Origin of the sequence: Litorimonas sp. (assembly GCA_029936425.1) — a bacterium.
Lineage (GTDB): Bacteria > Pseudomonadota > Alphaproteobacteria > Caulobacterales > Maricaulaceae > Litorimonas.
This window is the reverse complement of record JAPYSU010000012.1, coordinates 1-18,893: the sequence shown is the minus strand read 5'-3', so window position 1 is coordinate 18,893 and position 18,893 is coordinate 1. Positions and strand designations below refer to the sequence as shown.

Annotated in this window: 30 protein-coding genes and 2 pseudogenes; 2 read left to right on the top strand and 30 right to left on the bottom strand. The window is 49.8% G+C overall.

What is annotated here, in order from left to right; all coding sequences use genetic code 11:
• Positions 1-157: 157 nt before the first annotated feature.
• Both ACN0IC_RS10810 and ACN0IC_RS10805 read left to right on the top strand, forming a co-directional pair.
• Positions 158-625: a hypothetical protein gene (locus ACN0IC_RS10810; RefSeq protein WP_416878790.1), complete on the top strand. Its 468-nt coding sequence runs from the start codon at positions 158-160 to the stop codon at positions 623-625.
• Between the two features lie 11 nt (positions 626-636).
• On the top strand, positions 637-1,782 hold the full coding sequence (locus ACN0IC_RS10805; protein WP_416878789.1) for a hypothetical protein: 1,146 nt from the start codon (positions 637-639) through the stop codon (positions 1,780-1,782).
• Between the two features lie 89 nt (positions 1,783-1,871).
• Here ACN0IC_RS10805 and ACN0IC_RS10800 read toward each other — a convergent pair whose 3' ends face one another.
• The 30 genes and pseudogenes from ACN0IC_RS10800 to tuf all read right to left on the bottom strand — a co-directional run.
• Entirely contained in the window at positions 1,872-2,699 is an 828-nt protein-coding gene (locus tag ACN0IC_RS10800; RefSeq protein ID WP_416878788.1) for a DUF547 domain-containing protein, read from the bottom strand.
• A 136-nt stretch (positions 2,700-2,835) separates the two neighbouring features.
• The gene (locus ACN0IC_RS10795) at positions 2,836-3,729 is read right to left on the bottom strand and encodes a DUF547 domain-containing protein (protein ID WP_416878787.1); all 894 of its coding nucleotides are present in this window, start codon (positions 3,727-3,729) and stop codon (positions 2,836-2,838) included.
• A gap of 167 nt (positions 3,730-3,896) precedes the next feature.
• Positions 3,897-4,310 (bottom strand): 50S ribosomal protein L17, encoded by a 414-nt coding sequence (gene rplQ, locus ACN0IC_RS10790; RefSeq protein WP_416878786.1) that lies wholly within the window; start codon positions 4,308-4,310, stop codon positions 3,897-3,899.
• 29 nt (positions 4,311-4,339) lie between these two features.
• Positions 4,340-5,356 carry a DNA-directed RNA polymerase subunit alpha gene (locus tag ACN0IC_RS10785; RefSeq protein WP_416878785.1) on the bottom strand — a complete coding sequence of 339 codons (1,017 nt, stop codon included), beginning with the start codon at positions 5,354-5,356 and terminating at the stop codon, positions 4,340-4,342.
• A 106-nt stretch (positions 5,357-5,462) separates the two neighbouring features.
• Entirely contained in the window at positions 5,463-5,852 is a 390-nt protein-coding gene (gene rpsK / locus ACN0IC_RS10780) for a 30S ribosomal protein S11 (RefSeq protein WP_415809862.1), read from the bottom strand.
• A 10-nt stretch (positions 5,853-5,862) separates the two neighbouring features.
• Positions 5,863-6,231: a 30S ribosomal protein S13 gene (gene rpsM / locus ACN0IC_RS10775; protein WP_416878784.1), complete on the bottom strand. Its 369-nt coding sequence runs from the start codon at positions 6,229-6,231 to the stop codon at positions 5,863-5,865.
• A gap of 175 nt (positions 6,232-6,406) precedes the next feature.
• Positions 6,407-7,024, bottom strand: a complete 618-nt coding sequence (locus ACN0IC_RS10770) for an adenylate kinase (protein WP_416878828.1) — start codon at positions 7,022-7,024, stop codon at positions 6,407-6,409.
• A gap of 12 nt (positions 7,025-7,036) precedes the next feature.
• Positions 7,037-8,401 (bottom strand): preprotein translocase subunit SecY, encoded by a 1,365-nt coding sequence (secY, locus tag ACN0IC_RS10765; protein WP_416878783.1) that lies wholly within the window; start codon positions 8,399-8,401, stop codon positions 7,037-7,039.
• 68 nt (positions 8,402-8,469) lie between these two features.
• Entirely contained in the window at positions 8,470-9,426 is a 957-nt protein-coding gene (rplO, locus tag ACN0IC_RS10760) for a 50S ribosomal protein L15 (protein ID WP_416878782.1), read from the bottom strand.
• Between the two features lie 43 nt (positions 9,427-9,469).
• Positions 9,470-9,658, bottom strand: coding sequence for a 50S ribosomal protein L30 (gene rpmD, locus ACN0IC_RS10755; RefSeq protein ID WP_416878781.1), 189 nt, complete (start codon positions 9,656-9,658; stop codon positions 9,470-9,472).
• A gap of 11 nt (positions 9,659-9,669) precedes the next feature.
• A complete protein-coding gene (rpsE, locus tag ACN0IC_RS10750; protein ID WP_415809866.1) occupies positions 9,670-10,239 on the bottom strand; it encodes a 30S ribosomal protein S5 in 570 nt (189 codons plus the stop codon).
• Positions 10,240-10,249: 10 nt separating this feature from the next.
• The gene (gene rplR, locus ACN0IC_RS10745) at positions 10,250-10,600 is read right to left on the bottom strand and encodes a 50S ribosomal protein L18 (RefSeq protein WP_416878780.1); all 351 of its coding nucleotides are present in this window, start codon (positions 10,598-10,600) and stop codon (positions 10,250-10,252) included.
• Positions 10,601-10,602: 2 nt separating this feature from the next.
• On the bottom strand, positions 10,603-11,136 hold the full coding sequence (gene rplF, locus ACN0IC_RS10740; RefSeq protein ID WP_416878779.1) for a 50S ribosomal protein L6: 534 nt from the start codon (positions 11,134-11,136) through the stop codon (positions 10,603-10,605).
• 9 nt (positions 11,137-11,145) lie between these two features.
• A complete protein-coding gene (rpsH, locus tag ACN0IC_RS10735; protein ID WP_416878778.1) occupies positions 11,146-11,544 on the bottom strand; it encodes a 30S ribosomal protein S8 in 399 nt (132 codons plus the stop codon).
• Between the two features lie 12 nt (positions 11,545-11,556).
• Entirely contained in the window at positions 11,557-11,862 is a 306-nt protein-coding gene (gene rpsN / locus ACN0IC_RS10730) for a 30S ribosomal protein S14 (RefSeq protein WP_416878777.1), read from the bottom strand.
• An 85-nt stretch (positions 11,863-11,947) separates the two neighbouring features.
• The gene (gene rplE / locus ACN0IC_RS10725) at positions 11,948-12,502 is read right to left on the bottom strand and encodes a 50S ribosomal protein L5 (protein WP_416878776.1); all 555 of its coding nucleotides are present in this window, start codon (positions 12,500-12,502) and stop codon (positions 11,948-11,950) included.
• Positions 12,495-12,815, bottom strand: a complete 321-nt coding sequence (gene rplX / locus ACN0IC_RS10720; RefSeq protein ID WP_416878775.1) for a 50S ribosomal protein L24 — start codon at positions 12,813-12,815, stop codon at positions 12,495-12,497. The genes rplE and rplX overlap by 8 nt, the downstream gene beginning before the upstream one ends.
• Before the next feature lie 2 nt (positions 12,816-12,817).
• Positions 12,818-13,186: a 50S ribosomal protein L14 gene (gene rplN, locus ACN0IC_RS10715; protein WP_121100254.1), complete on the bottom strand. Its 369-nt coding sequence runs from the start codon at positions 13,184-13,186 to the stop codon at positions 12,818-12,820.
• A gap of 49 nt (positions 13,187-13,235) precedes the next feature.
• Positions 13,236-13,466 (bottom strand): 30S ribosomal protein S17, encoded by a 231-nt coding sequence (gene rpsQ / locus ACN0IC_RS10710; protein ID WP_416878774.1) that lies wholly within the window; start codon positions 13,464-13,466, stop codon positions 13,236-13,238.
• An 11-nt stretch (positions 13,467-13,477) separates the two neighbouring features.
• Positions 13,478-13,678 (bottom strand): 50S ribosomal protein L29, encoded by a 201-nt coding sequence (gene rpmC, locus ACN0IC_RS10705; protein WP_416878773.1) that lies wholly within the window; start codon positions 13,676-13,678, stop codon positions 13,478-13,480.
• A gap of 9 nt (positions 13,679-13,687) precedes the next feature.
• Entirely contained in the window at positions 13,688-14,104 is a 417-nt protein-coding gene (rplP, locus tag ACN0IC_RS10700; protein WP_415809875.1) for a 50S ribosomal protein L16, read from the bottom strand.
• Between the two features lie 17 nt (positions 14,105-14,121).
• Positions 14,122-14,859: a 30S ribosomal protein S3 gene (gene rpsC / locus ACN0IC_RS10695; RefSeq protein ID WP_416878772.1), complete on the bottom strand. Its 738-nt coding sequence runs from the start codon at positions 14,857-14,859 to the stop codon at positions 14,122-14,124.
• A gap of 125 nt (positions 14,860-14,984) precedes the next feature.
• A pseudogene (gene rplV, locus ACN0IC_RS10690) lies at positions 14,985-15,359 on the bottom strand (50S ribosomal protein L22); the annotation flags it as partial.
• A gap of 6 nt (positions 15,360-15,365) precedes the next feature.
• Positions 15,366-15,644 (bottom strand): 30S ribosomal protein S19, encoded by a 279-nt coding sequence (rpsS, locus tag ACN0IC_RS10685; RefSeq protein ID WP_416878771.1) that lies wholly within the window; start codon positions 15,642-15,644, stop codon positions 15,366-15,368.
• 12 nt (positions 15,645-15,656) lie between these two features.
• Positions 15,657-16,493, bottom strand: coding sequence for a 50S ribosomal protein L2 (gene rplB / locus ACN0IC_RS10680; RefSeq protein WP_416878770.1), 837 nt, complete (start codon positions 16,491-16,493; stop codon positions 15,657-15,659).
• Between the two features lie 9 nt (positions 16,494-16,502).
• Entirely contained in the window at positions 16,503-16,799 is a 297-nt protein-coding gene (locus ACN0IC_RS10675) for a 50S ribosomal protein L23 (protein WP_416878769.1), read from the bottom strand.
• Positions 16,796-17,416: a 50S ribosomal protein L4 gene (gene rplD / locus ACN0IC_RS10670; RefSeq protein ID WP_416878768.1), complete on the bottom strand. Its 621-nt coding sequence runs from the start codon at positions 17,414-17,416 to the stop codon at positions 16,796-16,798. The genes ACN0IC_RS10675 and rplD overlap by 4 nt, the downstream gene beginning before the upstream one ends.
• Positions 17,417-18,232 carry a 50S ribosomal protein L3 gene (rplC, locus tag ACN0IC_RS10665; RefSeq protein ID WP_416878767.1) on the bottom strand — a complete coding sequence of 272 codons (816 nt, stop codon included), beginning with the start codon at positions 18,230-18,232 and terminating at the stop codon, positions 17,417-17,419. It lies immediately after the preceding gene.
• A gap of 2 nt (positions 18,233-18,234) precedes the next feature.
• Positions 18,235-18,549 (bottom strand): 30S ribosomal protein S10, encoded by a 315-nt coding sequence (gene rpsJ / locus ACN0IC_RS10660; RefSeq protein ID WP_271558963.1) that lies wholly within the window; start codon positions 18,547-18,549, stop codon positions 18,235-18,237.
• 81 nt (positions 18,550-18,630) lie between these two features.
• Positions 18,631-18,893, bottom strand: a pseudogene (gene tuf / locus ACN0IC_RS10655) (elongation factor Tu); the annotation flags it as partial.

Genomic DNA, 18,893 nt, shown 5'->3' with positions numbered 1-18,893 from the left:
GACAAAACGTAATAGTTAGATATGTCTTTTAGCGGATATATTTGGCTAATATGTTATGAATGTTATCCTAGGGGGCAGGATAAATTCTTAAATTTGCATAGTCCCTCGTAAGCCAGAATTTTAAGTGCATTGGCACCGAAAATATGGGATGTGTAACATGAAATCTTTCACCAGTTTTACAGGGGTCGTTTTTACAACTCTCTTACTCTCTTCCGGATTGGCTACTGCTGCGGATCCCATTTTCGGAGCCAATAGCTTGCAGATTCAAACTTCTACTAAACTCTCAAATATGACAATTGTGGTATCCGGACCAGATGGATATTACACTAAAGAACATGCTGAATATGGCTCTCCTTTTATTGCTCTATCTAAAAAAGGAAATCTGCAGGATGGTCTATATAAGTGGGAAATGACGGGCTCTACAAATGAGCGTGTACGCGCCAATCCAATGGGATTAAATAATGGCCGAGGGGATAGGCAACCTGAATTTATAAACAAATCCACGACAGAATCGGGCACTTTTCAAGTTTTGAACGGCTCTATCGTAGCCCCCGATTCTATCCAAGAAGAACAAACCGAAACGAACAGGCCCAATCGGTCTTTCCTAGAGTTTTTTGACAAATAAAGGGCAGACTGATGACATCTATTAATAGACTTAAGGTATCCGTAGGCATTTTCTCAGTATTGGCAGCTGGCTCTATGGCCATGCCCGCACAAACGGACATCCTGCATAATGATGACACAATCATTAGCTTTAGCCTTTGCGTTGGAAATGACTGTGTGAATGGTGAAAATTTTGGGTTTGATACGGTTAGACTTAAGGAAAACAACCTTCGCATCCATTTCGATGACACAAGCAATTCCGCAAGTTTTCCGAGCAATGATTGGCGTATCACTATAAATGATACAAATAACGGCGGGGCGAGTTATTTCAGCATTGAAGATGCAACTGCAGGACGACGTCCCTTCACGATAGAGGCTGGTGCAGCGGCCAATTCACTGTATGTAGAAAATGACGGGGATGTGGGTTTAGGGACGTCAAACCCAGTGGTCGAACTGCACGTAGTCGACGGCGACTCTCCAACCATAAGACTTGAACAAAATGGCTCTTCAGGTTTTACACCGCAAACTTATGACATCGCGTCTAACGAAGCAAATTTCTTCATTCGTGATGTAACCAATTCAAGCCAACTCTTTTTTAGGTCAAAACCCGGCGCCCCAGAGAATTCACTTTTTATTGATTCCGAAGGCGATATCGGGCTGGGAACAGACGCACCAGCCGCTGACCTCCATATCAAAGGCCAACAAGTAAGATTGGAAAATTCCGGGCCTATCGCTGCTTTTCGTTTGGATGAGTCCGGATCTACTTTTGGAGCTGGTCTACAACTCCAAAGCAATAATCTATTCTTGGCCTTTGACGATTCAACTATGCCAGAATTTAGAATTGATACTGGAGGCAATGTGACACTTGAAGGCTCTATTACGACGGCGGGTGGAACTTGTGGATCAGGGTGTGACGCTGTTTTCGACCCAGATTATGATCTTCAGACCATTCAAGAGCATGCAGAAGAAATGTTTTCTAAAAAGTTTTTACCGAATGTGGGACCAACAGAAGAAAATAAACCCATTAATCTGACTGATAAATTAGGCCGTATGCTCAACGAACTTGAAAAAGCTCATATTTATATTGCGCAATTGAATGACGAAAAGAGAGCATTACAATCCCGGGTAGAGGCTCAGGAGGCCCGTCTTGAAAAATTGGAAAGATTAGTTACGCAATAGTTCCTTCAGAAAAAGACTACTCATTCTAAGGCATTCTACTAAAAAGTAGGGTGCCTTTTTAGTATGGAAAGAAATATTACAAGATATCGTTATCCGGTAATATTGAGTGACCAATCATAATCGTAATCTTCTATCTCACTTGCTTGTTCGAGCGCGGCTTTCTTATCGCCCTCTGCGTAGGTTGCGAGATAGGTAATGATGTCCGCTTCGCTCTGACCAAAATCTTCTTTGTACCATTTGAAAATGCTTGAGACGGTAATATCGCCGTTGGCTTCAATGCTCACGCCACGCGCGCTTAATATGTAATCTTTTGCCGCTTGGGTGAGATCGGCGTCTAGAGTCTGCGCTTCCCATGCCGTTTTTTTCAGATTTGGGCACCCGATAGACGCGCAGTTAAAAGCGAAGTGAACGCGCGGCTCGTCATAGGTTTTTCGAACAATATCGTGTTCAATATTATTAAGGCTCATCTCCTGGCCTCTGACAGTCAGAATATCCTTATCCCAAGGTCCCGTCAGAAAACCAATTTTACGTATGGATTTAATGGGATAGTTATCAAGAATAAGATCTAAAGTTTTAGCATTATAGAGGTTAAACCAATAAGCCAATATCTGCTCTCTCGAGAATTCCGAAATATCTGTCTGAGAGAGTTTTTCGATATAACTCTCTAATAAACGCTCATCATCGTCTGTTACTTTGTCATAAGCGACGAGGTTTATGCCGTCTTTTTGCGAAACATATTTCGCCAGAAATTGATTATAAGGTGCATTCACTTCAGTTTCCGCACCTTTTGTTTCACTTTCTTGGGGCATTTTTTCAGACGCTATATTGTTTTGGGCTAAGGCATGAGATGGCCAGAGTGAAAAAAACATGGACGCCGTTATAAGCGTCATTGCGGCTATATTTGAAAATTTTATCATTATCTCACTTCGAGTTAAATCTTACTTTTCTCATTACCAAAACTTACGTCAGCTGCGAATCAAGTGTTGGACACGAATGAGTGAGCCGAAGTCGCGGCATTAAAAAACCCGCCATTTGAGCGGGTTTTCATTTCCATTATTTTGCGACGTTGAGTGACCAGTCATACTCGTAATCACTTATATCATTTGCATTTTGCATCGCGGATTTTTTCTCTCCCGTGGCAAATTGTGAAAGATATGTCAGGACTTCTTCTTCATCGGCGCCGAAATCCTCCTCATACCAATCAAATATACTAGAGGCTTGGATATCGTCGCCATTAATCATTATTCCGCGTGAACTGGCAATATAATCCCTCGCGGCTTGATCTAAATCTGTCTCGAGTGTCTCCGCTTCCCAGGCTGTCTGCTTAAGATTGGGACACCCAATTGAAGCACAATTCACGGCAAAATGAATGCGCGGTTCATCATAATTTTCCCGTAAAGTGTCATGTTCAATTTCATCAAGACTCATTGTTGCGCCTCTCACATTGACCAGTTTCTGGCCCCAAGGGTCATCAATATCTTTGATGGAGTCGATGGGATAATTGTCCAGAATAAGATCCAAAGTCACAGCATTGTAGAGGTTAAACCAATACGCCATTTTTTCGTCTTCGGAGAACGTACTGATATCGGTGTTTGCAAGGTTTTCAATATATCCTTGTAAAGCCGCGGCATCGGCTTCTGTCACATCCGCATATGCGACTAGATTCACACCATTTGACGGTATCACATAGGATTGTAGGAACTCATTATAAGCCTGCTTCATCTCGGAGCTACTAGCGGAGCTAGCCTGTTGCGCTTCTGCCGGATCCCCCTCTTCCGTCATAGAAGATGTTTCTGACGTCTCAGTCTCAGCTTCTGAGATATTTGTGGCCATGCTCTCTGCATTTAGACTGTCAGGAGGCGTTTCCTGCTCAGTCTGCCCTCCACAGGCGGCAAGCGTTAAACCTGCTGTAGCGGCTAATAAAACTAGTTTAAACGAACGGGTCATATAGGACTCCTGATTGAAATATATATTATAAACGAAGCATTGGAGTTAATCGTTCCCCCCTCGTTTTTCCGTTCACATATTTTAGAAGTCAAAATGAGTTTATTGCACAATAAAAAACCCGCCTCTAAGGACGGGTTTTTAAATTCGTATAGAGTTAAGACGACAGTTTACGCGTCTTCGACCTCGGCCATGCGTTCCCGGTCGACCTTGCCCTTTGCCTCAACGTCGCGGTCCACAAATTCGATTACGGCCATAGGCGCGTTATCGCCATAGCGGAAACCGGCTTTCATGATACGGATATATCCGCCCTGACGGTCCGCATAACGGGGTCCGAGGACGTCAAAAAGCTTTTTAGACTGCTCTTTATTCCGAGTGCGAGCAATCGCAATACGGCGGCTGTTCAAGTCACCTTTTTTGGCAAGCGTCACAAGCTTCTCAACGAAAGGGCGAAGTTCTTTCGCCTTAGGAAGCGTTGTCACGATCTGCTCATGCTCGATGAGGCTGGATGACATATTAGCGAACATAGCTTTGCGGTGGCTCGCAGTGCGGTTCAGTTTACGATGGGCCATTTTATGACGCATGGCTTTATCCTCTTAGTGTTCAGGGCGACCTAAATGTGGTCGTCATATTTCTTGGCAAGGTCTTCAATATTTTCCGGCGGCCAATTTGGCGCATCCATTCCGAGGTGCAGACCCATGGCGGCAAGCACTTCTTTGATCTCGTTCAGAGACTTACGACCAAAGTTCGGTGTGCGTAGCATTTCGGCTTCGGACTTTTGAATCAGATCGCCGATATAAACGATATTGTCATTTTTCAGACAGTTGGCAGAGCGGACAGAAAGTTCAAGCTCGTCAACCTTACGCAATAGCGCAGGATTGAAGTCGAGTTCTGGTTTTTCTTCGCCGCGGGACATGTCTTCTGGATCGTCAAAGTTGACGAAGACCTGAAACTGGTCTTGCAAAATGCGGGCGGCAACAGCGACAGCATCTTCAGGCGTCACGGCGGCGTTGGTTTCAATATCGATAATCAGTTTATCGTAATCCAGAACCTGACCTTCCCGAGTATCTTCAACGCGGTAAGCCACGCGTTTGACGGGAGAGTAAAGCGCATCAATGGAAATCAAACCAATTGGCGCATCTTCTGGGCGGCTTTCAGCGGCAGGGACGTAACCTTTACCGGTTGTGACCGTCAATTCCATACGGATGTCTGCACCTTCATCGGCCGTGCAGATGATGTGGTCTTTGTTGAGAATTTCAACATCAGCCGTTTCTTCGATGTCTGCGCCTGTGACAGGACCTGCGCCCGTCTTACGAAGCAAAAGCTTTTTAGGGCCTTCAACATGCATACGCACCGCCAAACCTTTTAGGTTTAGCACGACATTGGTGACATCTTCGCGGACACCCGGGATAGATGTAAATTCATGGACAATCCCGTCAATCTGAACAGCAGAGACAGCGGCTCCCTGTAAAGAGGACAGAAGAACGCGGCGAAGCGCGTTCCCAAGCGTCATACCAAAGCCACGCTCCAGCGGTTCAGCGGTGACGATTGCTTTACGCTCTGGATCACGACCGGGTTCAATCTCTGGATTGATCGGGCGGATAAGTTCTTGCCAATTTTTCTCAATCACAATTTTTGCCTTTTGTTATCAGTGTCGGTGCGTCGGTGTCGGCCCTGAATGAGCAGACGTCGCGCCGGAAAGGCCTGTCTGAAAGGACAGGCCGGCTTGGCCCAGGTTAAACGCGGCGACGTTTAGGGGGGCGGCAGCCATTATGGGGGATAGGCGTTACGTCACGAATTGTCGTGATCGTAAATCCAGCAGCCTGCAAAGCACGAACTGCACTTTCGCGACCGGAACCAGGACCGTTCACATTGACTTCCAATGTTGTCATGCCGTGGTCAGCAGCCTTACGGCCTGCTTCTTCTGCAGCGACCTGAGCCGCATAAGGAGTGGATTTACGTGAGCCCTTAAAGCCCATGCCACCAGCAGAACACCACGCCACGGTATTGCCTTGGGCATCCGTGATAGTGATCATTGTATTGTTGAAAGTCGAGTTCACATGCGCAACGCCAGACGTAATATTTTTACGTTGGGCGCGGCGGATACGGGCGGGTTCTTTTGCCATCTGAGCTTACCTACTTCTTCTTGCCGGCAATGGCCTTTGCAGGGCCTTTGCGTGTACGAGCATTTGTGTGTGTGCGCTGACCGCGAACCGGCAGACCACGACGATGACGGAGACCGCGATAGTTACCCATATCCATCAAGCGCTTAATGTTTTGGGAACGCTCACGACGCAGATCACCTTCAACCTGATAGGTTGAGTCAATTGTTTCACGGATTTGAAGGATCTCCTGATCCGTCAGGTCATGCACACGACGGTCGTGCGCAATGCCGACTTTTTCGCAGATTTCAGCCGCCGTTGAGGGACCGATGCCGTGAATGTAACGCAGAGCAATTTCTACGCGCTTATTAGTCGGGATATTTACCCCAGCAATACGAGCCACTTTTGGCCTCCTAATCAATCCTGCGTGCGGTAGGTCCTGAACGCTTAGCTCACCCCATAGCAAAAGGGGCGAGCGATAATCGAACCGTCCGCGAAAGCGGGTTACTTAGTCTTAACCCCTCCTGCCGTCAAGCAGGAGCAGCCATAGTTTCATGAGATTCTTCAGCCATTTCCCGCTATGAGAAGAGGCGAGCGAGGAATCCCTTCTTTTTTGGGGCTTTTGCCCCCTCATCCGCGAGTAAGACGCGGTTAATGTTTGACGACACCGTTTCAATGTCCGCCATACCGTCAACTTCGCTCAGTTTTCCCTGAGCCGCATAGTAAGGCAGGAGCGGTGCTGTCTGTTTATTGTAGTTTTCAAGCCGAATCGAAAAACTCTCCGGATTGTCATCCTTGCGACCTTCTTCGGCAAAACGCTTGGTGATTCTGTCCATCAAAGCCTGGTCATCAACGCGAAGGCGAATAACCCGGTCAACGGCATGGCCCCGTTTTTCAAGCGCCGCATCAAGAGCCTTGGCCTGCTCAACAGTTCTTGGAAAACCGTCAAAAATAAAACCTTTAGCGTCTGGATGGGCGTCAAGCTGCTCTTCAATCAAGGCGACAACGATTTCATCTGAAACCAGATCGCCGCGATCCATAATGCCGGCAACTTTTTTTCCAAGCTCTGTGCCGGACGCGCGAGCCGCGCGGAGCATGTCGCCTGTGGAAAGCTGAATCAATCCGCGTTCCTGTACCAGACGTTTGGATTGAGTGCCTTTTCCTGCAGCAGGAGGACCAAAGAGAACCAGATTCATCATAGCGCTGACCTACCGATTCCGCCGGCGCATACGGGACTTCTTGATCAATCCCTCATATTGGTGAGCCACCAGATGCGATTGGATTTGAGCCACAGTATCAAGTGTCACTGAGACAATAATCAACAAGCTCATACCGCCGATCAACATCGCAACAGAAGGCGGGATTGCGCCGCCCTGACGTGCAATAATCAATTCAGGCAACACACAGACAAAGGCCACATAGACAGCGCCGATAAAGGTTAAGCGGGAAAGGACATATGAAAGATAGTCAGCAGTCCGCTTACCCGGACGGATACCCGGAAGGAATCCGCCATTCTTGCGAAGATTGTCTGCTACATCATCCGGCTTGAAGACATAAGGTACATAAAAGAAACAGAAGAAGATGATCAGAATGCCATATAGCGTCAGATAAAGTGGTGACCCATAGGATATAAAGGCCAATATCGTACCAACGACACCCGTACCCTGCTCGCCGCCGCTATTCATCATGATAGGACCGAGCGTTGCTGGAAGGAGCAAAAGAGAACTGGCGAAAATTGGAGGGATAACGCCGGCCGTATTCAGCTTGAGCGGCATGAAGGAGCTCTCGCCGCCAAAGGTTTTTCCGCCCGCCATTTGTCGCTTAGGATATTGTACCAATAATCGTCTTTGCGCTCTTTCCACATAGACAATCAACATTGAGAGACCGATAAACAGGACAATAAGGAAAAGTAAGAGCAGTTCAGAGACTGTACCTTGCTGGTTTAACTCAAACGCTTGGAAAATCGCTTTTGGTAATTCTGCGACGATCCCGGCGAAAATAATCAGTGAAACCCCGTTACCGACGCCTCTCGCCGTTACCTGCTCGCCCATCCACATGAGGAACATAGTGCCTCCAACTAGGGTAATAACTGTCGACGCTTGAAAGAAAAGCCCAGGATTAATAACCGCGTCAGGCGTTCCCTGCAGAGCCCGCGCAATACCGAAGGCCTGAAAAGCGGCCAGGAAGACGGTCAGGTAACGCGTATACTGGTTGATTTGCTTACGGCCTTGTTCGCCGTCTTTATCAAGCTCTTTCAATGAAGGGATGGACCCCTTCATCAGCGTCATAATAATAGACGCAGAAATGTAAGGCATCACGTTGAGCGCGAAAATCGCCATTCTTTCGACCGCGCCGCCCGCAAACATATTAAGACGCGTAAGAAGACCGCCCCCGCCAGAGGAGAAAGCCGTCTGAAAGGCATCCATATCCATACCCGGAATCGGAACAAACGTCCCGATACGGTAAACAATCAGAATTCCGAGTGTGAAGAGCAGTCTTTGCTGCAGTTCTTTCGCCTTGGCAAATACGCCAAGATTCATGTTAGCTGCTAATTGTTCTGACGCTGATGCCATTGAACGTCTCCCGCCTTCTGAAGAAAATTAAACCCTATCCGTTACAGATAGGGTCTTGATGAAGGCGTTTAAAGGTCGCCGAGCTTGCCTTCGTTTTTCGCGAGCAGATAATAGAAGGTAACACGGTTTTTCATGCGTGTCGGCTTCATTGTTTCGCAAACGGCTTTGACTTTTTCCAGAGCCTCATCTTTGTCTTCGACGCCGAGTTTCTTCTTCATGAAGCCTTTGACAATCGTATCAAGTTCGGTTTCATCCGAACAGGAAACATATTTGCTGTCGCGGTTAGATAGTGACGCTCCGAGATATTTTTCAATCTTGGTTACGTCGGCATTGTCCGCCTTGGTGTCATATTCCTGTGTCGGCTCAAGATAATCTGACACGTCATCAGATTTTTCAGCCTTCTTCGCCGGCTCTTTTTTAGCCGCGGCTTTTTTAGCAGGCTTTTTCGCAGCAGGTTTCTTTTCTTCTTTAGCCGGAGCCGCAGAAGCTTTCGCTGCTTTTTTATCAGCCTTAGAAACCTTAGAAGATCTGTCAGCTTTGACGCCTTTTTCGCGGCGTTCCATTTTATCTTCGACAACAGTGACAGAGCCTTTGGCATCTTCAACAGCTTTTGTCGCAGCAGGTGTTGCGCCAGAAACTGTCAATTTGACGGCCTTGGACAATTTGCCCTTACCGATAAGGCGAACGCCGTCGAATGAACGGCGAAGAACGCCGGCTTCAACAAGGGCGGCTGCATCCATATCTGATTTGCCGTCAATTTTACCGGACTCAATAGCGCGGTTCAGGCTGGCAATAGAAAGCTCTGCAAAACGCTTACGGTTTGGCTTATTAAAGCCGCGCTTAGGCAGACGCATGTGGATAGGCATTTGACCGCCTTCAAAGCCTTTAATCGCCACACCGGAGCGTGACTTCTGACCTTTGACACCACGGCCACCTGTTTTGCCGGTACCGGAACCGATACCACGGCCAACCCGCTTACGCTCTTTAGTGGCGCCGGGATTATCTGAGAGTTCGTTCAAACGCATTTGTTTTCTCCAAGAGGTTTCATCTACCCAACAGGGCAGAAGACTACTCTTCTACAATTTTCACCATGTGAGCGACCTTGGCAATCATGCCGCGAACGCTAGGTGTATTTTCCAATGTACGGCTTTTGCCGATGCGGCCAAGGCCGAGACCGACAAGGGTCGCACGCTGATCCGGCTTACGGCGAGTGGCCGAACCGGTCTGACGGACAGTCAATGTTGTTTTCTTCGCCATGATCTTTGTCCTTAAGCTTCGAGCGCTTCAGGTGCTGACGCACCATCTTTACGGCGCTCGACAATCTCGGCGACTTTTTTGCCGCGCTTATTGGCGATTGTCCGCGGGCTCTCCATACGCTTCAGCGCATCGAAAGTCGCCCGCACCATGTTGTATGGGTTAGACGTGCCAACAGATTTACCAACCACGTCCTGAACGCCTAGACATTCCAAAACAGCCCGCATTGGACCGCCGGCAATAACACCGGTTCCGGGAGGCGCTGAGCGCATGACAATTTTGCCGGCGCCGTGGCGACCGCGAACGTCATGATGCAAAGTGCGGCCTTCACGAAGAGGAACGCGGATCATTGTCTTTTTAGCTTCTTCAGACGCCTTGCGAATGGCCTCAGGCACCTCACGGGCTTTACCCTTACCAAAACCAACACGGCCTTTTTCGTCGCCCACGATTACGAGAGCGGCAAATGACATATTGCGTCCGCCTTTTACGGTTTTCGCAACGCGGTTAATATGGACCAAGCGGTCGACGAATTCATTATCTTGATCGTCGTCGCGGCCACGGCGATTGTCGTTATTACGTGCCATCATCGATCCCTTAGAATTTCAGTCCGGCTTCGCGAGCCGCTTCGGCCAGAGCTTTCACCCGGCCGTGATAAAGATAAGCGCCTCGGTCAAAAATGACGTCGCCAACCTTGGCTTTATTAGCCCGTTCAGCAATCAGCTTCCCGATACGGGCAGCCGCTTTGACATCCGAGCCTTTTTTCGATTTATCTTCGAGTGTGGACGCAGAGGCGAGAGTTGTGCCTGTCGTGTCATCGATGATCTGAACAGAAATATTCTTGTCAGACCGGAACACAGACAAACGCGGACGCCCTTGGGCGTGTTTTTTGAGGCGGCGACGAACACGTTCGGCGCGGCGCATCATTGATTTGCGAGCAGATTTCATGACTACTTCTTCTTACCTTCCTTGCTGCGTACAAATTCGCCCAGATAACGAACGCCCTTGCCTTTATAAGGCTCTGGAGTCCGAAATCCGCGAATTTTCGCGGCAACTTGACCGACTTGCTGCTTATCAATGCCAGACACGATAACCTGTGTCGGCTTTGGCGCTTCGATTTTAATGCCCTCAGGCGGTGTAAAATCAACATCGTGAGAGAAGCCGAGCTGCATAGACAAATCATTGCCTTTCATCGACGCTCTGTACCCAACGCCGCGAAGCTCAAGCTCTTTCGAAAAGCCGTTCGTAACACCTTGGATCATATTTTCAACCATAGTGCGGCTCATGCCCCACATGGCACTGGCGTTTTTAGCGCCCTCAACTGTTGTAAGTGTATACTCACCATCTTTCAGAGAGCCCTTAACGGCTTCTGGAAGTGTGAAGCTTAGCTCACCCTTTGGGCCTTTGACGGAAACAAGCTGACCCTTTGAAGTCAGATCTACACCATCAACAACCTTGACCGGTCTTTTACCAATACGTGACATAAAACTCTCCTATGACACCTGGCAAAGAACTTCGCCGCCGACATTGTTTTCACGAGCCGCCGCGTCACTCATAACGCCTTTAGGGGTGGACAGGATGGCAATACCAAGCCCGTTACGGACCTGGGGAAGTGTCTTCACGGAAGAATAAACGCGACGTCCAGGTTTGGAGATACGCTTAATTTCGCGAATAACGGCTTCGCCTTCAAAATATTTCAACTCAACATTAAACGCCCGGAAACCGGCTTCGTCTGTTGTTTCTTCATAGCTACGAATAAAGCCTTCATCGGCCAGCACGTCGAGGACGCGGCCACGCAAATTAGACGCAGGAGTCATAACGGAGGACCGATTACGCAAGATAGCGTTACGGATACGCGTCAGCATATCTCCGAGAGGATCTGAAAATGACATCGGGTCTCTCCTCTACCAGCTAGATTTTACAAGGCCGGGAATAAGGCCCATGGAGCCCAAATCGCGAAGCGCAATACGGGACATTTTCATTTTACGATAATACCCACGCGGACGACCGGTGACCTGGCAACGGTTGCGGATACGGGTTTCGGCAGAATTACGGGGCAGAGCCGCGAGTTTCAGCTGCGCCTGAAAGCGCTCTTCAACCGGCAGATCCTTGTTGCGGGCGATATCTTTGAGCAGAGCGCGCTTGGCGGCATATTTTGCCACAAGACGCTGACGCTTAAGATTGCGCTCGACTGAGCTTACTTTAGCCATTTAATAGTCTCCTGTTTGCAAAGACCTAGACTTGATTGCCTAGCGTCCCGCTTTGCTTACTGCGTTCGCTCTAATTCCGTTCAGATCAGTTTCTGAAAGGGAATGAGAACGCGGCCAGTAATGCCTTGGCTTCTTCATCTGTTGGGGCGCTTGTTTGCACCACGATGTCCATTCCGCGAACGGAATCAACTTTATCATAATCGATTTCCGGGAAAACGATGTGCTCTTTTAGGCCCATGGCATAGTTACCATGACCGTCAAAGCTTTTACCGTTCAGGCCCCGGAAGTCTCGTACACGTGGCAACGCAATGTTGACCAGACGATCGAGAAATTCATACATCTTATCGCGGCGTAAAGTCACTTTGGTGCCAATCACCATTCCGTCACGAAGCTTGAAGCCGGCAATCGACTTTTTCGCAACGCAGGGAACAGGTTTTTGACCGGAGATCAATTCAAGCTCTTCCATTGCGGCCTGAACTTTTTTCTTATCTCCAACACCTTCGCCAATGCCCATGTTCAACACGATCTTTTCGATGCGCGGAACTTGCATTTCGGACGTGTAACCGAACTGTTCTTTCATCTTCGCACGGACTTCATCACGATAGACCGCCGCGAGGCGTGGTTCATACGGTTTAGCCATCGATGACTTCCCCTGACTTTCTGGCAACGCGAACTTTTTTACCGTCTTTCAACGTCTTAAAGCCCACGCGCGTGGGTTTATCTTCTTTCGGATCGAGATGCGCCACGTTGGAAACGTGAATCGGCGCTTCGAATTCTTTGATGCCGCCATCCGGATCCATCTGGCTTGGGCGCACATGACGCTTGACCATACGGATGCCTTTTACGACGACTTTCTCGTCTTTCGGCGAGACCTTGAGGACTTCGCCCTTACGGCCTTTATCCTTACCGGCGATAACGACGACATAGTCGCCTTTTTTAATCTTCGCAGCCATGGTTAGAGTACCTCTGGAGCCAGAGAGACGATCTTCATGTGGTTTTTAGCGCGAAGTTCACGAGGAACCGGGCCAAAAATCCGTGTGCCGATCGGCTCACCATTATTATTGATGATGACAGCCGCATTGCCGTCAAAGCGGATAACTGATCCGTCGCGGCGCTGTATATCTTTCCGCACGCGAACGACAATAGCTTTCCGCACATCGCCTTTTTTAACTTTGCCGCGCGGAATGGCTTCTTTGACCGAAACCACAATCGTATCGCCGACATGTGCATAACGGCGCTTGGAACCGCCAAGCACTTTGATGCACTGAACGCGGCGGGCGCCGGAGTTATCGGCCACTTCTAGGTTTGTCTGCATTTGAATCATGAGACGTCTCCGTGTTTATATGAGAGGGGTCAACGAGAGGCGAAAAGCCTTACGCTGAGACCACTTCCCACCGCTTTAATTTTGACTTTGGCGCACATTCGCTGATGCGAACAATGTCACCGTTCTTGTGAGCATTCTTTTCGTCATGCGCATGGTAGCGCTTTGAACGACGAATCGTCTTTTTCAACAGAGGGTGCAAATAGGCGCGCTCAACTCTGACCACAACCGTCTTTTCACCTTTATCTGACACTACTGTGCCCTGAAGTACGCGTTTTGGCATCTCGACCTACCTTAAGCCTTCTTAGCGGATTTATTTTCCGCCATGATTGTTTTGACCCGCGCAATGTCGCGGCGCACTTGGCGCACGCGGGCGGTCTTTTCTAATTGGCCGGTTGCATCTTGAAAACGCAGATTGAACTGCTCTTTCTTCAGCTTCAGCAACTCATCATTGAGCTGATCGGCACTCATGGCTCTGACGTCAGTAGCTTTCATCATCGCCTCCTATTGCTCGCCTGGGCGTGTGACGATTTTCGTCTTCACAGGCAATTTGGCCGCTCCGAGACGCAGCGCTTCGCGCGCAACATCATCCGGCACACCATCAATTTCAAACATGATCCGACCCGGACGCACTTTGGCCGCCCAGAATTCTACGGACCCTTTACCCTTACCCATCCGAACTTCGGTTGGTTTCTTCGTCACTGGGACGTCCGGGAAAATCCGGATCCAAACACGACCGGCCCGCTTCATGTGACGTGTGATCGCCCGGCGAGTGGCCTCGATCTGACGGGCGGTAACGCGCTCAGGTTCCATGGCTTTCAAGCCGTAAGACCCGAAATTCAAAGCCGAACCACCTTTGGCAAGACCTTTAATCCGGCCCTTATGGGCTTTCCGGAATTTTGTACGTTTTGGCTGTAACATTGTGTTCCGCCTCTATCTTAATTGGCGCGTGCCGGACGACGTCCGCCACGATCACCACGATCATTGCCGCCGCGAGAGCGCGTATCGCCCTGCTGAGACATGCGTTTTTCATGTGCATATGGGTCATGCTCCATGATTTCGCCTTTATTGATCCAAACTTTAATACCGATAATACCCATGGCCGTCATCGCGCGTGCTACGCCGTAATCAATATCAGCGCGCATTGTATGAAGCGGCACGGAGCCTTCTTGATACTGTTCAACCCGAGCAATTTCTGCGCCGCCAAGACGACCGCCAACTTTAATCTTGCAGCCTTCTGCGCCCATACGCATCGCGGATTGCATGGAACGCTTCATTGCGCGGCGGAAAGAGACCCGGCGCTCAAGCTGTTGGGCAATCCCGTCAGCGACAAGGTTCGCATCGACTTCAGGCTTGCGAACTTCAACGAGGTTGATGAACACTTCGCCGTCAACCATAGACGCGACTTTCTTACGAAGCACTTCGATGTCCGCGCCTTTTTTACCGATCACAACACCCGGACGGGCCGTGTAAATTGTGATGCGGCATGTCTTGTGTGGACGTTCGATAACAACACGGGAAACAGACGCGTTTTTCAGCTCTGACGCCAAAAATGCACGAATGGCCAAATCCTGATGCAACAGATCGCCATATTCGGACGTGTTTGCGTACCAGCGAGATGACCAAGTCCGGTTAATACCGAGGCGAAGGCCAATTGGATTAATCTTCTGACCCATTACGCAGCCTTCTCTTTTGTCTTCTCGGCCTTTTTAGGCGCGTCTTTCTTCTCAGCCTTCTTCTCAGATTTCGGCTCAGCCTTTTTGGCGGCCTTCTTCTCTGGCTTCGGCGCGACTTCCGCGACCTCTTCATCCTGCTCACGCACGACGATTGTCAGTTCGGAAAACGGCTTCAAAATACGAGCGCCGCGGCCACGGGCCCGAGCGCGAAAACGCTTCATCACAAAGTTCTTACCGACATAGGCCTCTGAAACGACAAGAGAGTCGATATCAAGACCGTGATTGTTTTCGGCATTCGCAATGGCGCTCTCGAGAACCTTTTTAACCTCACCGGAAATCCGCTTATGCGAAAATTCCAGATCAGCCAAAGCTGTCTCGACTTTTTTGCCCCGAATAAGCTGAGCCACCAGGTTCAGCTTGATAGGGCTGATCCGGATCATGCGCAGCTTGGCGCGTGCCTCTTTGTCGCCAACGCGACGTGGATTTTTTTCTTTTGCCATGGCTATCTACTTCCGTTTGGCTTTTTTATCGGCCGTGTGACCGTAATAAGTACGCGTCGGCGCAAATTCGCCGAGCTTGTGCCCCACCATGTCCTCGTCAATGAGGACAGGAATAAATTTCTGGCCGTTATGAACCTGAAATGTCAGGCCCACAAAATTCGGCATGATTGTTGATCGACGTGACCAAGTCTTGATTGGTTTATGACGACCCTCTGCGCGAGAGGCTTCGGCTTTTTTAAGCAGATACCCGTCAACAAACGGGCCTTTCCAGACTGAACGTGGCATACTCCGCGCTCCCTAACGTTTTTTCTTCGCGTGACGCGAACGAATGATGAATTTGTCAGTCGCTTTATTCGAGCGAGTACGCGCGCCTTTAGTTGGCTTACCCCAAGGCGTCACTGGGTGACGACCCCCGGAAGTACGGCCTTCACCACCACCGTGCGGGTGATCTACCGGGTTCATGGCAACGCCGCGAACCGCAGGACGTTTACCGAGCCAGCGCTTGCGACCCGCCTTACCAAGGTTGATGTTCATGTGATCCGGATTGGATACCGCCCCAACGGTTGCCATGCAGGACTGGTGAACCATGCGCATTTCGCCAGACTTCAGACGAATTTGAGCATAACCTTCAGAACGACCAACAAGCTGGGCATAAGCACCGGCGGAGCGAGCCATTTGGCCCCCCTTGCCAGGTTTCAGTTCAACATTGTGAATAATTGTTCCAACAGGCATAGCGCGCAAAGGCATGGCATTTCCTGGCTTCACGTCACCTTTGGCAGAAGAGAGAATCTTATCTCCTTCAGACAGGCGTTGCGGCGCAAGGATATATGCTTTTTCACCGTCTTTATACTCAACGAGCGCGATGAAAGCCGTACGGTTAGGATCATATTCCAAACGCAGAACAGTCGCTTCCATATCCATCTTGTTACGCTTGAAGTCGATAACACGATAGAGACGTTTGTGACCACCGCCCTGACGACGAGATGTGATACGACCTGTATTGTTACGGCCACCTGTTTTCGTCAGACCTTCGGTCAGTGACTTTTCGGGGCGACCTTTGTGTAACTCTTCACGGTCGACACGAACAAGGTGACGGCGTGAAGGGCTGGTCGGATTAAATGTCTTTAAAGCCATTTTCTTGTCCTACAGTCCGGTTGCGATGTCGATGCTGTCGCCGTCTTTCAACGTTACAACAGCCTTTTTGACATCATTGCGACGACCGGGGCGTCCCCGGAAGCGTTTGGTTTTACCTTTAACGCGAAGCGTGTTCACAGCCGTTACAGAAACTTTGAACAATTGCTCAATAGCTTCTTTGATGTCCGGCTTGGACGCGTTCAGCGGCACTTCGAAAACAACCTGGTTGTTTTCCGAAATGATTGTTGTCTTCTCTGTGATGATCGGAGAGACCACCGTATCATAATGGCGGGCAGCTACACTCATTTTAGACGAGCCTCCAAATCTGCGACAGCCTGCTTTGTCAACACGAGTGTGTGACGCTTCAGAATGTCATATACGTTAGCGCCTTGGCTTGGCAGCACATCCAGGTTTGGAATGTTGCGCGCCGCTTTGGCGAAGTTTTCTTCAATCTCGCTTCCGCTGACGATCAGGGCGTTTGTCGCTCCGAGCGCCGCAAGCTGCTTGCGCAGTTCAGCCGTCTTGGAAGACTTCAACGTCGCGTCATCAATAATGATGAGCTCTTTGGCGCCGGCCTTGGCAGACAAAGCATGACGCAAAGCCAGTGCGCGAAGCTTTTTCGGCAAAGCATGAGCATGTGACCGAACGCGAGGGCCGTGCGCTTTTGCACCGCCGCGGAACTGGGATACAGAGCCGTTACCGTGACGCGCCGTACCGCCGCCCTTTTGGCGACCAATACGTTTTTTACGCTTGGAAACGTCACCGCGCTCCTGAACTTCATGCGTACCAGCCTGACGACGCGCTAATTGATAGCGAACCATACGGTGGAGAATGTCTTTTCTGGGCTCATTGGCGAAAATGGCATCGTCGAGATCGACGGAGCCGGAAGCCTTACCCGCAAGTGTTTGGACGTCGAGTTTCATTTAGCCTTCTCCGCCATCTTCATCAGTTGTGGCCGCCATGGCTGCCGCTTGCTCTTCTGCAACGCGCTTGGCTTCTGCTTCCGCTTCCGCCAGGGCCGCTGCTTCGGCTTCGTCTGCCGCTTTCAGAGCCTCTTTACGATCTGTCATCGTCGCTGCCGGGAAGATAAGACCTTCCGGTTGCGGCTTTTTCACAGCATCACGAACTTCGAGCCATGTCCCTTTTGCGCCCGGTGTTGCGCCTTTAATAAGAAGCAAACCATCTTCAATTTCGATACGGGCAATTTCCAAATTCTGGTTTGTCCGGCGAACGGCGCCCATATGGCCCGCCATTTTCTTGCCTTTAAAGACCTTACCCGGATCCTGACACTGACCGGTAGAGCCATGCGATCTGTGAGAGATAGACACACCATGTGTGGCGCGAAGGCCACCAAAATTGTGGCGTTTCATCGCACCAGCAAACCCCTTACCCACAGTGACGCCGGAGACGTCAACATATTGACCAGGCAAGAAGTGACCGGCGATTAGCTCTTCACCAACCTCAACCAGATTTTCTGCATCAACTCGGAATTCGACGAGCTTTTTCTTGGGCGTCACAGACGCTTTGGCAAAACGCTCACGTTCTGCTTTGGAGACGCGCTTAGGTTTCGCTTCACCCGACCCAAGCTGAATAGCTGTGTAGCCATCCCGCTCTTGTGTTTTTTGAGCCACGACCTGACAGCCCTCTAGAGCAAGGACAGTTACAGGCACGTGATTACCCAAATCGTCATAGACGCGGGTCATACCCAGTTTTTTTGCTAATAGACCTGTACGTAACATGTCTATGCTCCCAATTTGATTTCAACATCAACACCGGCCGCGAGGTCGAGCTTCATCAGCGCGTCCACGGTTTGTGGTGTTGGGTCCACGATATCGAGCATACGCTTATGCGTACGGATCTCGAATTGCTCGCGAGATTTCTTATTAACATGTGGTGAGCGGTTTACAGTAAAACGCTCAATCCGGGTTGGCAGCGGAATGGGCCCGCGCACGGTAGCACCGGTGCGCTTAGCCGTAGAGACGATCTCCTTGGTAGAAGTATCGAGAATACGGTGGTCGAAGGCTTTCAACCGGATGCGAATATTTTGACGATCCATAACAGGGCCTAATCTTTACGCTTCAAACAACGAACCCGGCGCCGCCTTGGTGGCACCGGACAAATGAGTTACTTAACTGACTTAATCAGTAATCTTAGAGACGACGCCGGCGCCGACGGTGCGTCCGCCTTCACGGATAGCGAAGCGGAGCTTCTCTTCCATGGCGATTGGCACGATAAGCTCAACGTCAATGTTCACATTGTCGCCCGGCATAACCATCTCTGTCCCTGACTTAAGGCTTACAACACCGGTCACATCCGTTGTCCGGAAGTAAAATTGTGGACGGTAATTGTTGAAGAACGGCGTATGACGCCCGCCTTCTTCCTTCGTCAGGATATAAGCTT

Bases quoted from the DNA above. Each gene is read 5' to 3' on its own strand.
- rpsC (WP_416878772.1), bottom strand. From the start codon at position 14,859: ATGGGTCAGAAGATTAATCCAATTGGCCTTCGCCTCGGTATTAACCGG.
- rplD (WP_416878768.1), bottom strand. From the start codon at position 17,416: ATGAAACTCGACGTCCAAACACTTGCGGGTAAGGCTTCCGGCTCCGTC.
- ACN0IC_RS10810 (WP_416878790.1), top strand. From the start codon at position 158: ATGAAATCTTTCACCAGTTTTACAGGGGTCGTTTTTACAACTCTCTTA.
- ACN0IC_RS10770 (WP_416878828.1), bottom strand. From the start codon at position 7,024: ATGAATCTGGTTCTCTTTGGTCCTCCTGCTGCAGGAAAAGGCACTCAA.
- ACN0IC_RS10805 (WP_416878789.1), top strand. From the start codon at position 637: ATGACATCTATTAATAGACTTAAGGTATCCGTAGGCATTTTCTCAGTA.
- rpsJ (WP_271558963.1), bottom strand. From the start codon at position 18,549: ATGGATCGTCAAAATATTCGCATCCGGTTGAAAGCCTTCGACCACCGT.
- rpsH (WP_416878778.1), bottom strand. From the start codon at position 11,544: ATGTCATTTTCAGATCCTCTCGGAGATATGCTGACGCGTATCCGTAAC.
- rpsQ (WP_416878774.1), bottom strand. From the start codon at position 13,466: ATGCCAAAACGCGTACTTCAGGGCACAGTAGTGTCAGATAAAGGTGAA.
- ACN0IC_RS10795 (WP_416878787.1), bottom strand. From the start codon at position 3,729: ATGACCCGTTCGTTTAAACTAGTTTTATTAGCCGCTACAGCAGGTTTA.
- ACN0IC_RS10675 (WP_416878769.1), bottom strand. From the start codon at position 16,799: ATGAGTGTAGCTGCCCGCCATTATGATACGGTGGTCTCTCCGATCATC.
- rplN (WP_121100254.1), bottom strand. From the start codon at position 13,186: ATGATTCAAATGCAGACAAACCTAGAAGTGGCCGATAACTCCGGCGCC.
- rplO (WP_416878782.1), bottom strand. From the start codon at position 9,426: ATGCGTTTGAACGAACTCTCAGATAATCCCGGCGCCACTAAAGAGCGT.
- secY (WP_416878783.1), bottom strand. From the start codon at position 8,401: ATGGCATCAGCGTCAGAACAATTAGCAGCTAACATGAATCTTGGCGTA.
- rplR (WP_416878780.1), bottom strand. From the start codon at position 10,600: ATGAAATCTGCTCGCAAATCAATGATGCGCCGCGCCGAACGTGTTCGT.
- rplX (WP_416878775.1), bottom strand. From the start codon at position 12,815: ATGGCTGCGAAGATTAAAAAAGGCGACTATGTCGTCGTTATCGCCGGT.
- ACN0IC_RS10800 (WP_416878788.1), bottom strand. From the start codon at position 2,699: ATGATAAAATTTTCAAATATAGCCGCAATGACGCTTATAACGGCGTCC.
- rpsK (WP_415809862.1), bottom strand. From the start codon at position 5,852: ATGGCAAAAGAACCCGCCCGTATCCGCCGCGCCCAACGTAAAAATATT.
- rpsN (WP_416878777.1), bottom strand. From the start codon at position 11,862: ATGGCTAAAGTAAGCTCAGTCGAGCGCAATCTTAAGCGTCAGCGTCTT.
- rpsS (WP_416878771.1), bottom strand. From the start codon at position 15,644: ATGCCACGTTCAGTCTGGAAAGGCCCGTTTGTTGACGGGTATCTGCTT.
- rpmC (WP_416878773.1), bottom strand. From the start codon at position 13,678: ATGAAAGCTACTGACGTCAGAGCCATGAGTGCCGATCAGCTCAATGAT.
- rpmD (WP_416878781.1), bottom strand. From the start codon at position 9,658: ATGGCGAAGAAAACAACATTGACTGTCCGTCAGACCGGTTCGGCCACT.
- rplB (WP_416878770.1), bottom strand. From the start codon at position 16,493: ATGGCTTTAAAGACATTTAATCCGACCAGCCCTTCACGCCGTCACCTT.
- rplC (WP_416878767.1), bottom strand. From the start codon at position 18,232: ATGTTACGTACAGGTCTATTAGCAAAAAAACTGGGTATGACCCGCGTC.
- rplP (WP_415809875.1), bottom strand. From the start codon at position 14,104: ATGTTACAGCCAAAACGTACAAAATTCCGGAAAGCCCATAAGGGCCGG.
- rplE (WP_416878776.1), bottom strand. From the start codon at position 12,502: ATGGCTAAACCGTATGAACCACGCCTCGCGGCGGTCTATCGTGATGAA.
- rplQ (WP_416878786.1), bottom strand. From the start codon at position 4,310: ATGCGTCATAAAATGGCCCATCGTAAACTGAACCGCACTGCGAGCCAC.
- rplF (WP_416878779.1), bottom strand. From the start codon at position 11,136: ATGTCACGTATTGGTAAAAGACCGGTCAAGGTTGTTGATGGTGTAGAT.
- rpsE (WP_415809866.1), bottom strand. From the start codon at position 10,239: ATGGCACGTAATAACGACAATCGCCGTGGCCGCGACGACGATCAAGAT.